A 12,892-nucleotide genomic window follows, 5' to 3' on the forward strand; every position below is an offset into this window, starting at 1 on the left:
AGAGGATAAAGGAGGACAAACGTGAAACAAAATTTTGCAATTGTCGGTCTCGGTCGTTTCGGCGGAAGTGTTTGCCGTACATTGATCGAAGCAGGTCAAGAAGTCTTGGCCATCGACAGCAACGAAGACCGAGTAAATGAATACATGAATATCGCGACACATGCCGTGGTAGCAAATGCACAAGATGAGATGACTTTGCGTTCATTGGGGATCAGAAATTTTGACCATGTGATCATCGCTATCGGAGAAGATATCCAGGCGAGCATCTTAGTTACCTTGATGGTGAAAGAAATGGGCGTACCGAATATTTTAGCAAAAGCGCAGAATGAATATCATGCGCGTGTATTGGAAAAGATCGGCGCAGATCGCGTAGTCCATCCCGAGCGAGATATGGGAAGTCGGATCGCGCATAATCTGGTCTCGAAAAACATTCTGGATTATCTTGAACTTTCAGATAAATTTTCTTTGGCAGAGATTCGAGTGACCAATCCTAAATTCTGCAACAAAACATTATTGGAACTGAATTTTAGACAACGCTACGATTTGACAGTCGTTGCTATCCGAAGATCTGACCATACAGTGATCGTGTCGCCTTCAGCGGAAGAGTATGTGCGTGAGAATGACAATCTGCTGGTGATCGGAGAGACAGAGGACGTAGATATTCTAGATGATAAAATGAATCAGTAAGGGGATGCTTGAATGGAATTGACAGTGACTGAAGCAGCACAAAAATGGTTCAAGACAGAAGTAGATCCGCCAGAACATTACGGGATCCGTTTTTTTGGTAAAGTTTACGGAAAAACAGAAGTACACGATGGTTTTTCGATTGGCATGTCCGTAGAACAAATGGAGCATCCTGTCAAAGAGACAATGATTGACGGCATGCAGTTTTTTATCGAAGAAGCAGACGAATGGTTTTTCAAAGGATATGATTTACTGGTCGATTACGATCCTGTGTTGGATGAGCCGGTGTATCATTTTAACAAACAAGAATCGTAACAGTGAGTAGAAATAAATGACAGATGAATAACCGAAAAAGGAGGTTGGGATTTTTCCCAAGCCTCCTTTTTAAGATCATATGTTTGTTTGATATAGAGGAGTTTTTCTTGAATTCAGTCTAATATCCGTCATCTAATCTCACTTGATTGGTCCTGATTTTTCCTGTTTGGATATAGCTTTCCAGATTATCCAGGAAAATCGCCATCAGTTTGTGCTGGAAGTCGGGTGTCAATCCAGCGATATGCGGAGTGATCAGGACATTGTCCATCGCCCAAAGCGGACTGGTTGCAGGAAGTGGTTCTTCTTCGAATACATCGAGTGCAGCAAAAGCCAGCTGTCCTTCATCTAATGCATGGATCAGATCTGCTGTTTTGACTGAAGCGCCTCGTCCCACATTGATAAATAGGGATTCTGGTGAGAATTGCGCAAACAGCTGTGCATCGAAAAGTCCCGTTGTCTGTTCGGTCAAAGGCAAAATATTGACCATGATCGCCGCACTTGGAAGAACTTCTCCCAGTTGTGCTAATGAAAAGGTCTTTTCCATCCCTTCAACAGGATGGCCAGTTGTGTTGATCCCATAACACGTTAAGCCGAATGCACTGGCTTTTTGCGCAAGCCGCTTGCCGATATGACCAGTACCGATGATCAGTAGTTTTTGCTGTTCTAAGGCCTGATAATGGACAGAATCGCCTAACCACTGTTTATTCATCTGTGCTTTTTGTGCTTGGAAAAGACCTCTCGAATACCCAAGAATGATTCCCATGATGTGTTCGGCAATGGACTCACTATGGATTCCGCTCCCATTTGACAAGTGGACTTTTTTTTCTGCAAAACGTTGGAGTGGTAACGTGTCGACGCCTGCTGAAATCGACTGGACCCACTTCAGGTGAGAACTAGCTAGTAAATCTTCTTGGTAGTTTCGATCCCAGCCCAAGCTGATCTCCACATGTTCGATCTCTTCAGGCTGTAATTCCGTTTTGAATACATAATCTGGGGCGATTTCCCGGATCTTTTTGATGAATTCCTCGCGAAACGGCCGATTAGCATAAATGATTTTTTCTGACATAGCGTTTACCTACCTTTCCTTCTTTTAAGTGTAGCGCATACAGCGTGAACTTTGAAGTGCCTTGCTTGCAGTTGGCATATCTGCGTTTCAACTAAAAAAACTGTAATGAAGAAATTCTCCATGAAGTTTGATCTTCCAAGGTGATTTAATTAAAACAACACTATTTGACAATGAGCCGTTATTTCCTTGGAAAATCAAGTATGACTAGGTCTATTTTTTAGTTGGAAAATAGACAATGAATTTGGAACTATTGAAAAATAATGTGGTACACTCGTTTAAGGAAGATGATCAATCATGATGAATATCAAATCCATGCCAGAGTTGGGAGATTGCGATAAGGCCTTAAACGACGTGCCCCCAGATGAGTCACTTTTTTAACAAAGAATGGGCATGGAAAATTTGCGGTAATTGATATCAAAGAATACGAAGAATATGGAAAGTACAAAATAGCTAAACAAATTTCGCAAGAAGGTAAGTTGTTTGCGAATAAGTAAATAACAATTATCTATTTTCTCATCTGTTGTAGAAAATTAAAAGTATAGAAAATATACTAAGACAACAATAGCAACTAAGACCTCTATCGTAACAACTGTTAACAGAAATCTATAGGCAAAGAGGAACAACCTATGCGTAATTTTTTCCTTCCATAAAAAGAGGATACAAAAGGAAATAGGAGCTGAGTAGGGGATGAAAATTGAGATTATAAGAAATACGAATATCCCTGTACGCCACATTCCGATATCCGAGTTTCCTCTTAATCGTTTATTTGAAAGATATTGAGTCTGATTATTTAGCGAGTCTGTAGGGAGTGTTTCTTCATGAAAATGATTGATAGGGAGATTGAATATTTTTGATAATAAGATAAGATTATCGTAATTGGGAAAGGAACGTTCATTCTCCCAGTTTGAAATAGTTTGCCTTGAGACAAAAAGTTTCTCTGCTAACTCTTCTTGTGAAAAGTTTTTTTTCAATCTTTCTTGTTTTATTTTTTTAGAAACATTCATCATAGAAAGTATTTCCTCTCTTTTAATCATAGTAAAATGCAGATTTAATACGATGTAAAACGCTATGTAAAACATATTTGATATCTAAGTACAGTTTATTTTAATATACTTTCTTTGTAAATAAAAAATAAAGGAAGTGTTTTTGGATGGTTAAAAATAAAATGAAATTGATTGCCGGATTACTATCTGTTGTTGCTCTTTCTGGGGCGATTATTCCGTCCACCTCTGTTTTAGCTGCAGAAAAAATGCCAATAGCTACGATTGATCAAGAACAGGGTAGTCACGTTTTTAAATGAAGAGAATGAGAACTATAACAAAGCCATTGAATATTTGGAAGCAAACGGTAATGGAATGTCTGTCCAATATTTCCAAGAGTATTTTTATGGAAAAACTGTGACAGCAGACGATCAAGATGAGTTAATGGATGGATATCTTGCATTTCTTGCTACAAAATCTGGAGGCAAAATCGCTTTAGAAACTATCTTAGGAATTGTAGCTTCTGCCATGGCAATAGTTTCAGGAATGTACAACGCGGGCAGATACGCAGCTAAGCAATGTGTGTCTCGTGGTATTTTAACTAAAAAGAGCTACAAAACCAATGGTGGTTGGATTATGTCTGGCATTACAGTAGCGTTTGGGTTACCTGCAGCACTAGGATTTGATGATTATATGTATGATCGATAAGTAGAGAAAATAGGAGTCAGCCCAATGATAATTCTTCGAGATATATTTAGGTTTACTATTTTGCATTATGAGTTTTTCGCAATATTGTTATTAGCTATTGCAACTATATCATTGTCTATAAAGGTTACAAAACAACAAGAAAATATTAATGAGTTAGAAAGAAAAATATTTGAAATGCAAATTGACAAGAATACAGATACGGATAAGAATAAATAAGTATAAAAAATCACCAAATTGAATCCAAAAGCAATGAGATTAGCAACACAAAATCAATGAAATAGTTTTGTGTTACTATTTTAGTAGAATAAAAATATTGATTGACTACAAAATTTTCTTGATTCTGCTTAGCTTTAAAAACTGTGTGATTTTATGGGAAAATGAATACTATAAAGAAAAAGTTAGTTAGTTTCCTGAAATAGAGACTAACTAGCTTTTTATTCTAATTAAAGAATGGAAGAGAAGCTCATTTCTATGGGCTTCTTTTTTTATAAAGATTGCTTTTATTGAACGTAACAACGTTTAGCATCAGTGTCCATGAAAAAAGGAGAGTAAGAAGAATGAAAACATATTTTTTGATCAAAATGTCTGAACGATTTATGTTGGGTGATATAGGTTCTACCCTGCAAGGGATACTTGCCCCTTTTCAGATGGATATGAAAAAGCATATGGAGATCCTAAACATAAATCAACATACGCCGACAATAAGGTTCCAACGGCAAATTGGAAGGGAAAAACAATCTAATCAAGTTCATTAAACGAATCGCATTTGACTTTCGGACATTTCGCTATCTACGCATGCGTAGATTATTTAATAATAAATAAAGAGGAAACGTCAAAACGTTTCCTCAAGGTGATTTAATCAAAACAACACCATTTGACAATGAGACTTTTTTGTCAGTCCTGTCTCATTGTCTACCGTTGCGGCAGCTGGAATTTCGGCCATCCTTTGACCGCTTGTGCGAAAATAAAAATACCGGCAAGGGCAATGAACGCACTTGTATCAAAAGAAGGAAGGAAGATCATCAGGATCGTCGCGATCACGACTGGCAAGGAAACAGCGTAGATCATTGTTTTCAAGCAGTCAAGAAAGGTTGCTTTTGCAAGTCGCAGACGCGCATATAGGTATGCCACGAAGCTTGTCAGGACCAAAGTGATAATCAGATTCAAAAAGCTAGGATAGATAGAAAACAGGAACACTAGGATTTTGATCCAAAAAGGAACGGCTGTTTCTTCTAAGAATGAACGAAGCTGTGATCCGTTCAGGTCTTTCATTGCTTCATTCGAGTAGGGCATTTCGAATTGATTGTTGTTCAATAAAGCGGAAGTCGTCCCTGTATTAGGCAAAGCCACGACGACTTTGTCCTTCAGCATGCCGACACTGAGAAAATTCCCCATCAAATCAGAAGAGATGTCTTGTTCTGTTCGTTTTCCTTCCGGATCAAAGGTAAAGATGATGGAATTGGTCTGATAGATGAATCCTTTGCTGTCTTTTGCGTCGAGCTGTCCATCTTTGATCGTGAAATCCGGGATTTTTGTAGCGATCTTCTGTCCATCCGATTTGATGCTGTCCAAAACTTGGAAGACCTGGAAAGAGATAGGCAGAGCCATAAGGACACTAAGCACTAAAAGATACAGGATTGATTTCCAAAAAGAGGTTTTCCGTGCATCCTTCAGATCGCTGAAACGGGTGAAAGAACTGATAATTAATTGTTTTGTTGTCATAAGTACTCCTTGTCTCGTATTGTCATCACTTGCAATTCTAGCGAAGTATCAAGGGAAATACAAGGGCTGCCCGGTGAAAACGTACGAATGATTGGTTGTTTTTGAAAAAAATGCTATCCTTAGGGTGAACATAAAAAAGAGGTGAGTCTCATGCATCAGCAGACAACAGCAAAGAAGATGTTCGGTGTCGTCTTATTGAATGCCATTATCACACTTTCTGAATTCATCGGTGGGGTCGCTTCTGGCAGTTTATCACTCATTTCAGATGCTTTTCATAACTTGAGTGATATGTTAGCGATCGTGTTTTCGTATGTTGCACAAAAAATCGCACGAAAAGACGCCGATACGAAAAAAACTTACGGATACCAACGTTCCGAGATCATCAGTGCTTTTATCAACTCATTTATATTAGGGGCGCTTTCTGTCGTTCTAGCGTTTGCTTGTTCAAGCCGGAGACGATCAATAGCAGCTTGATGCTCATTGTTGCCGTGATCGGGCTTTTGGCTAATCTGTTCTCTGTTCTTTTGCTGCGAAGAGATGCAGGGGAGAGTTTGAATATCAAATCCAGCTATCTTCACCTGCTTAGTGATACGCTGTCTTCTGTCAGTGTGATCATCGGAGCGCTGCTGATCCGATATTTTGAGATCTATTGGGTCGATCCAGTGATCACGTTGCTTATTTCTGTCTATATTTTTTTTGAAGCAGTGCATGTGGTGATAAAAACAGTAGATATTCTAATGCAGAGTGCACCAGCGATTGATTATCAGCGCTTGGAGAGCGATCTTAAAACCATTCCAGGGGTAAAAGACGTCCATCACATCCATGTCTGGCAGTATAGTGAGACGAAAATCGTTTTTGATGCCCATATAGACTTTGAGGACCAGCTGCTGAGTGAAGTCGAAAAAATCTATCCTCAGATTGCGAAAATACTGAAAGAAGGGTACGGCATCACACACGTCACGATCCAGGCAGAAGCAAAAATGGATGATCGGAAAAAATTAATTTTTTTAAATAAAGATGAAAGTTGCTGAAAAATAGAGTATGATGAATAAGAATTTTTGATAAGGCAGGTTGACACATGAAGTTATATCAGCAAGTAAGAGAATATCTGGAAAACAAAGGCTATTGGGAAATACTGGTGTATCTCTTTTTCGGCGGCTTGGCAACGGTCGTGAACTTTGTCAGTTTTGCGATCGCCCTGCAGTATTTTGATTTGAGCATGGCACTTTCCAACTCTATCTCGTGGTTTTGTTCGGTCCTGTTTGCTTTTGTGACGAACAAACTGTGGGTATTCCATTCTAAATCTCCGAATTTTACCCATGCGCTGATTGAATGCGGCAAATTCTTTTTTTATCGGATTCTTTCATATGGATTGGATATGGGCGCGATGGTTTTACTGATCGATGGGATGCATACCAATGAATATGTGGCAAAAATAATCACACAGATCATCGTGATACTAGCCAATTATGTTTTCAGTAAATTATTTATTTTTAAAGAGACAGAGGTCTTTGAAGAAGAAAACAAGCAGATCGAAAAAGATGAGTAGGCATAATTTTTGAAGAATTTCCTTCTCTTTGTTACTCTTTGTAGTGTAAATACTATGAAGGAACATTGAGGAGGAATTTTTTATGACTTACACATTACCAGATTTACCTTATGCATATGATGCATTAGAACCTTACATCGACGAAGAAACGATGCATCTGCATCATGACAAACACCATAACACGTACGTAACGAACGTGAATGCTGCAATCGAAAAATACCCTGAACTAGGCGAAAAAACGATCGAAGAATTGATCTCAGACATGGATGCGATCCCTACAGATATCAAAACAGTCGTTCGTAACAATGGCGGAGGACATGCGAACCATTCTTTCTTCTGGGAAATCATGGCGCCTAATGCTGGCGGAGAACCAACTGGTGCAATCAAAGAAGCAATCGAAGAAACATTCGGCGATTTCTCTGCTTTTAAAGATGAGTTCAAAAAAGCAGCTGCTGGACGCTTTGGATCAGGATGGGCTTGGCTTGTTGTTGAAAACGGTAAATTGGCGATCACTTCTACTGCAAACCAAGATTCACCGTTAATGGAAGGTAAAACACCTGTGCTTGGATTAGATGTCTGGGAACATGCTTATTACTTGAAATATAAAAACGTTCGTCCAGAATATATTGAAGCTTTTTGGAATGTAGTGAACTGGGACGAAGTAAACAAACGCTTTGAAGCAGCAAAATAAACCGTTTTTCTAAAAAAGTCTCCTGTCATAAAAAGATTTTGAAAAATAACTAGTGCAAAGCTTGCGAGCGTTTTCTAAATTGGGTATAATATTCATGCAAGGACTCTTGCAAGAACTTTTTTGGAGGCTATACATTTATGGAACACGGAACAGTAAAATGGTTCAACAATGAAAAAGGATTTGGGTTTATTACAGTAGACGGCGGAGACGATGTATTCGTACATTTCTCAGCGATTCAAGGAGACGGCTTCAAAAGCTTAGAAGAAGGCCAAGAAGTTGAATTCACGATTGTTGAAGGTGCACGCGGACCTCAAGCTGCTGAAGTGACTAAATTATAATAATTTGTTGACTAAAGACACGACTTCATTTTGGAGTCGTGTCTTTTTTTACAATTATCTAGCGATTTTCGTTTCTGTCAGTATCAGTTCTTGGATTTTTTGGCTGAGTAGATAGATTTGCTCGCTGGACATCTCCGTGCTGATCGTCAAACAAGGAATCTGTTCTTCATAAGTCACGCTTTTTATCGGTGTATCGGTGGTACGTATGATCAGTTCAGGCTTAAAGAGAAGGTCGTTAGTAAAGACGACATTCAAGTACATGCGAAGCTGTTCTTGAAGCATCTCCATATATGCTAATTCTAATCCAATAGGAAAGTCGGTTTCAAACTTGATTTTTATTTCCTGATTGAATGAAGCTGGAGACGTGATGATCATAAAAGCTTCCGCTAGGTTCCATGGATGTAGCCAGTTAAGAACAGGAGAATCCATTTTGAACTTTTCTGATAAACGGTTGATTTCTAAATAGAAAGCTGGGTAATTCGTTTCTATAAACGTAGTGATATCATGTTTGATGATCGAAAATTGCGGAAACAAGTACCCGTGCATCCCATTGGCTAACAGTGTCCCATTCAAGAGCGGTTTTTTTGGATTGATCTTAGATGACTTGAAACCGATCGAATAGATATATGAAAAGAAACTGCTGTGCAGTTGTTTTACTGGTGTTGCATGTTTGATGTGTAGTTTCATAGCTGTATCAAGATAGTTTTCTTTTAAGTAAAAGGCAGCGCGTGACTGCATCCAAAGAAACAGGAATTCTGTATCGGTCAGGCTGAGCTGTAATCGTTGATAGTTTTGTTTCAGCTTACTGGCAATCGTTTCAAATCCTTCCCAAAGAGCGTCTGTAAAGTAGGGCAAGGACTCTTTTGGTATTACATTCCCTTGATTGGAACGAAGGATAGTGACAGCAACGATGAAGCACCATTCGATCATTTTTATTTTATTCGGTTTTTGATTCACGATTTTGAACGCTGAAGTGATTTCTGAGAACAATTCATGGAAATCAATCGATGGAAAAGGCCACTCCACCCCATGATATGCCTGCCATAAAACTAAATAGATCAGATACCTGATCTGCATCTCGCTCCCTTTGATATAAATCTGTCCTTTTCCTGTTTTGATCTGGAGCTGATATTTTTCCAATAATTTGTTGATATGGGTAATATGGCGTCTGAGAAAGGATTCGCTGATATTTTTTTCTACTGAAAAAGCAGCTAGATCCACGCTCGAATACAAGCATAACTCTCTGATTAAATGAAATATCGTTGAGTGATCAAGGATACTCAGGACAAGTTGCTGATAATCTGTATTCGTACCTAAAAAGTGATAATTCCGTGTTTCTTTTCTGAATTGATTGTTCACAGAAAGTTCTCGGATATGTTCACAATGATTAAGAGCAGCGCGTTTATCACATTTTAGTAATTGAGAAAGCTGTTCTAAAGATCGGCTTTTTTTTGTTGTATGCAGCTGTTCAAGAATCGTCAATTGTAGTTGTACAGGTCTTTCTAAAAAAGTATAAAAATTCATAAAATCGTTCTCCTCTTTGATTATGAATAAGGTTGAATGAAACAAAAGTACGTAAAAAATTATTATCAATTGTATTTTTTTAGAACAAAAAATAATAAAAAAAGCTTGTTTTCTCAAATTCAGACGAATAATAACTTTTTATTTTATGTTGATTGAATGTTATTTTTTACATATGTGTTTTTGTGGTAGCCTTTTCAAAAAATAGAATCCAAATAAAGTCGTGATTGCTTATTTCATTATAATTCATCTAGGAAAAAAATCCTATTTTTATACAAATACATAACATACTGCGAGATAAGGTGACTTACTAGCAAAGGATGAAATCATAGTTATTTAAAATAAGATTAGAACATAATAATAGATTTTTAATTTTATGGTTGCTAAAATTCCACTAACTTAAGTTGATGAATCGAATAGTTTCAAAAAGATATCTTTTTGGTTAAAAAAATAGGACTAAAAGGAGTGTTCTAAAAAGCTGACATATTTGGATAAAGGAAAACAAAAACAGGGGTGAAATGAGTACTAGCACAGGAGGAGAACGATGAGAAAAGATTATAAAAAAAGTATGGAACAAAAAGCAAGAGCGAAACGGCGCGCTAAAAAATATTTAATGGCCGGTACGACACTTGCGGCTGGCGTGATGTTAGGGATCACACCAATCTCAATTGCGACACCGCTGTTTACGGTAGGGACACAGCAAGTACATGCAGATCTGATCAGCGGGCAGCTTTTCACGAATCTCAGTACATCGAATACTAGTGGAACGACGGTTGATGCACCTTATCCATTAGAAGGAGCGACACGCAATGTAGACTTTGTCATTTCTGGAAACAGCGGGCTTGATGTTAGTCTGATCAATGGAACTCGTCGTGCAGTGTTAGCGATTCCAGAAGAGATGCAAGGTCTCGTCACACCAAATGGAACTGGTACTTTCTATACAGACATCCTGCTGCCGGGGAATAGTTTAGCGCCTTTATTGAATATCGTAGATGGGGCAGTGACGACATTAGTAGGAGCAGTAGAAGATATCGTGAATCTAAATCCACTGGCGAGCGTGAATCTTTCCGAGGTCTATGAACAGCTTGCTTTGCTGCAGAACCTTTCGACACTGTCCTCTGCTGAAGTGGAGGTACAACTTCAGATGCAAGGTGACGAATACATTTACGGCGAATTGGATGGTGCATTGGAAACAGTGATCCGCGAAAATCTAAGGGACATTTTACAAGGGATCAATAATGCTGTCCAAGCGATTGAAGCAACATCTAATGGAGGGCTATTAGGGGACGCAGCTGCCGCAACGATCAATACAGCTTTAGCGTTAACAATCAAACCGGCATTCAATGTTACTTTTGGTGCTGCTTTAGCATTAGTGAATGTTGGTTCTTCTTTACTTGGTACGCTTGCTGATGCAAGTATCCTTGGAGAAACTACTGTTACGATCCCTACACTGATCCAAGACCCTACTTACACAGATTTATCAAATGCCGGAGTCGATATGACTGTACCTTATGAGGCTGGCTTTGTCGGGACGATTCTTAAGTCAGATATTTTATCGATTGCAATCGCTTCAAATATCGATGGCTACTCACCTGTGTTTTACGAAGCTGCTGCAGTCACAGCACCATATAACGTAGAAGTAACGGGAAACTCTACAGATGGTTATGAAGTGACCGGGATGGCAGACCCGAATGCAACGGTTCGTATCTACGATGATGGAGGGAACCTGATCGCAGAAGGTCAAGCAGATGAGACAGGAAACTTTACTATCCCGATTTCTGAAGAAGACGTAGCTCCTTTAGAGGAAATCCAGCTGATTGCTTATGATGAGAATGAAGTAGCAAGTGATCCAACCACAGCCGTTATTCCGGATGATGATGATGGTGATGCGGATGCGGATGCTGACGCTGATGCGGATGCTGACGCTGATGCGGATGCTGACGCTGATGCTGATGCCGACGCGGATGCTGACGCTGATGCTGATGCCGACGCGGATGCTGACGCTGATGCTGATGCCGACGCGGATGCTGACGCGGATGCCGACGCGGATGCCGATGCTGACGCTGACGCTGATGCTGACGCGGATGCTGACGCCGACGCCGACGCGGATGCCGACGCTGACGCCGATGCTGATGCAGATGCCGACGCTGATGCAGATGCCGATGCCGATGCGGATGCTGATGCAGATGCCGATGCTGACGCTGACGCGGATGCAGATGCCGACGCTGATGCCGATGCCGACGCTGATGCTGATGCCGATGCCGACGCAGATGCAGATGCCGATGCGGATGCTGACGCAGATGCCGATGCAGATGCCGACGCGGATGCCGACGCTGATGCCGACGCTGACGCGGATGCTGACGCCGACGCCGATGCAGATGCTGATGCCGACGCTGATGCTGACGCTGATGCCGACGCGGATGCCGACGCTGATGCTGACGCCGACGCCGACGCGGATGCCGATGCTGACGCTGATGCTGATGCGGATGCCGATGCCGACGCTGATGCTGACGCCGACGCTGATGCAGATGCAGATGCAGATGCCGACGCTGACGCCGATGCTGATGCGGATGCCGATGCTGATGCGGATGCTGACGCCGACGCTGATGCTGACGCTGATGCGGATGCTGACGCTGATGCAGATGCCGACGCGGATGCCGACGCGGATGCCGACGCTGACGCAGATGCCGACGCGGATGCAGATGCAGATGCAGATGCAGATGCCGACGCTGACGCCGACGCTGACGCCGACGCTGATGCGGATGCTGACGCTGATGCTGACGCCGACGCAGATGCCGATGCAGATGCCGACGCAGATGCCGATGCCGACGCAGATGCCGACGCAGATGCCGACGCAGATGCTGACGCCGACGCCGACGCGGATGCAGATGCAGATGCCGACGCGGATGCTGATGCTGACGCCGACGCCGACGCTGACGCCGACACTGATGGAGACGGGGACCCTGATGTGATTCCGGCACCAAGCGGAGGCAGCCAAACAGGTGGATCAGGTGGACTAACAGGTGGAGGCTATCATGGAGGAACGACAAAACCTACTGCATCTGGGGGAGGAGCATCACCAAAATCGTATCCTAAGACATCAGATACACTGAGTTCTTCAGCTTCTTGGCTAGGAGTACTTGCCTCAGCCATGTCCGGATTAGGAATCTGGAAAATGAAAAAGCAAAAAAATAAAGAATAACACATATTGAAAATAACGAAGAAGAAAGCGGCATTAGTCGATTTTTTGATCCGTATCAACGGAAAAGACAACCAAAAATGAAAACTTTTGCCGCATCTTTTTCTATATAGAGGTGA

The 12,892-nt window shown here is 41.0% G+C and carries 14 protein-coding genes and 2 pseudogenes; 12 read left to right on the top strand and 4 right to left on the bottom strand.

What is annotated here, in order from left to right; all coding sequences use genetic code 11:
- Window positions 1-21: 21 nt before the first annotated feature.
- Both G7Y42_RS01630 and G7Y42_RS01635 read left to right on the top strand, forming a co-directional pair.
- A complete protein-coding gene (locus G7Y42_RS01630; RefSeq protein WP_165003260.1) occupies window positions 22-687 on the top strand; it encodes a TrkA family potassium uptake protein in 666 nt (221 codons plus the stop codon).
- Window positions 688-699: 12 nt separating this feature from the next.
- Window positions 700-999: an iron-sulfur cluster biosynthesis protein gene (locus G7Y42_RS01635; RefSeq protein ID WP_165003263.1), complete on the top strand. Its 300-nt coding sequence runs from the start codon at window positions 700-702 to the stop codon at window positions 997-999.
- A gap of 118 nt (window positions 1,000-1,117) precedes the next feature.
- On the opposite strand, the gene G7Y42_RS01640 is transcribed toward G7Y42_RS01635, so the two are convergent.
- Both G7Y42_RS01640 and G7Y42_RS01645 read right to left on the bottom strand, forming a co-directional pair.
- The gene (locus G7Y42_RS01640; RefSeq protein ID WP_165003265.1) at window positions 1,118-2,065 is read right to left on the bottom strand and encodes a phosphoglycerate dehydrogenase; all 948 of its coding nucleotides are present in this window, start codon (window positions 2,063-2,065) and stop codon (window positions 1,118-1,120) included.
- A gap of 530 nt (window positions 2,066-2,595) precedes the next feature.
- Complete coding sequence (locus tag G7Y42_RS01645) at window positions 2,596-3,144, bottom strand: helix-turn-helix transcriptional regulator (protein WP_346773676.1); 549 nt, start codon at window positions 3,142-3,144, stop codon at window positions 2,596-2,598.
- A gap of 71 nt (window positions 3,145-3,215) precedes the next feature.
- On the opposite strand from G7Y42_RS01645, the gene G7Y42_RS01650 reads away from it, so the two are divergent.
- The 5 genes and pseudogenes from G7Y42_RS01650 to G7Y42_RS01670 all read left to right on the top strand — a co-directional run.
- Window positions 3,216-3,365, top strand: coding sequence for a hypothetical protein (locus G7Y42_RS01650; protein WP_165003268.1), 150 nt, complete (start codon window positions 3,216-3,218; stop codon window positions 3,363-3,365).
- Window positions 3,366-3,420: 55 nt separating this feature from the next.
- Entirely contained in the window at window positions 3,421-3,753 is a 333-nt protein-coding gene (locus tag G7Y42_RS01655) for a hypothetical protein (protein ID WP_165037797.1), read from the top strand.
- Between the two features lie 24 nt (window positions 3,754-3,777).
- On the top strand, window positions 3,778-3,969 hold the full coding sequence (locus G7Y42_RS01660) for a hypothetical protein (protein WP_165003272.1): 192 nt from the start codon (window positions 3,778-3,780) through the stop codon (window positions 3,967-3,969).
- Window positions 3,970-4,310: 341 nt separating this feature from the next.
- The gene (locus G7Y42_RS01665) at window positions 4,311-4,508 is read left to right on the top strand and encodes a hypothetical protein (protein ID WP_165003274.1); all 198 of its coding nucleotides are present in this window, start codon (window positions 4,311-4,313) and stop codon (window positions 4,506-4,508) included.
- Window positions 4,462-4,575: pseudogene (locus G7Y42_RS01670) on the top strand (transposase); the annotation flags it as partial. The gene G7Y42_RS01665 and the pseudogene G7Y42_RS01670, both read left to right, overlap by 47 nt.
- A 90-nt stretch (window positions 4,576-4,665) precedes the next feature.
- On the opposite strand, the gene G7Y42_RS01675 reads toward G7Y42_RS01670, so the two are convergent.
- The gene (locus G7Y42_RS01675) at window positions 4,666-5,475 is read right to left on the bottom strand and encodes a DUF1189 domain-containing protein (protein ID WP_165003277.1); all 810 of its coding nucleotides are present in this window, start codon (window positions 5,473-5,475) and stop codon (window positions 4,666-4,668) included.
- Window positions 5,476-5,625: 150 nt separating this feature from the next.
- On the opposite strand from G7Y42_RS01675, the pseudogene G7Y42_RS01680 reads away from it, so the two are divergent.
- The 4 genes and pseudogenes from G7Y42_RS01680 (at window position 5,626) to G7Y42_RS01695 (ending at window position 8,053) form a co-directional block, all read left to right on the top strand.
- Window positions 5,626-6,506, top strand: a pseudogene (locus G7Y42_RS01680) (cation diffusion facilitator family transporter).
- 47 nt (window positions 6,507-6,553) lie between these two features.
- Window positions 6,554-7,024 (top strand): GtrA family protein, encoded by a 471-nt coding sequence (locus G7Y42_RS01685; protein WP_165003279.1) that lies wholly within the window; start codon window positions 6,554-6,556, stop codon window positions 7,022-7,024.
- 82 nt (window positions 7,025-7,106) lie between these two features.
- Window positions 7,107-7,715: a superoxide dismutase gene (locus tag G7Y42_RS01690; protein WP_165003281.1), complete on the top strand. Its 609-nt coding sequence runs from the start codon at window positions 7,107-7,109 to the stop codon at window positions 7,713-7,715.
- 137 nt (window positions 7,716-7,852) lie between these two features.
- Window positions 7,853-8,053, top strand: a complete 201-nt coding sequence (locus G7Y42_RS01695; protein ID WP_002292860.1) for a cold-shock protein — start codon at window positions 7,853-7,855, stop codon at window positions 8,051-8,053.
- A 54-nt stretch (window positions 8,054-8,107) separates the two neighbouring features.
- Here G7Y42_RS01695 and G7Y42_RS01700 read toward each other — a convergent pair whose 3' ends face one another.
- Window positions 8,108-9,577 carry a helix-turn-helix domain-containing protein gene (locus G7Y42_RS01700; RefSeq protein ID WP_165003283.1) on the bottom strand — a complete coding sequence of 490 codons (1,470 nt, stop codon included), beginning with the start codon at window positions 9,575-9,577 and terminating at the stop codon, window positions 8,108-8,110.
- A 541-nt stretch (window positions 9,578-10,118) separates the two neighbouring features.
- Between G7Y42_RS01700 and G7Y42_RS01705 the strand changes: the two genes are divergently transcribed.
- A complete protein-coding gene (locus G7Y42_RS01705) occupies window positions 10,119-12,776 on the top strand; it encodes an adhesive domain-containing protein (protein ID WP_165003286.1) in 2,658 nt (885 codons plus the stop codon).
- The last annotated feature ends 116 nt before the right edge of the window (window positions 12,777-12,892 follow it).

Source organism: Enterococcus sp. ZJ1622 (assembly GCF_011038845.1).
GTDB lineage: Bacteria > Bacillota > Bacilli > Lactobacillales > Enterococcaceae > Enterococcus_B.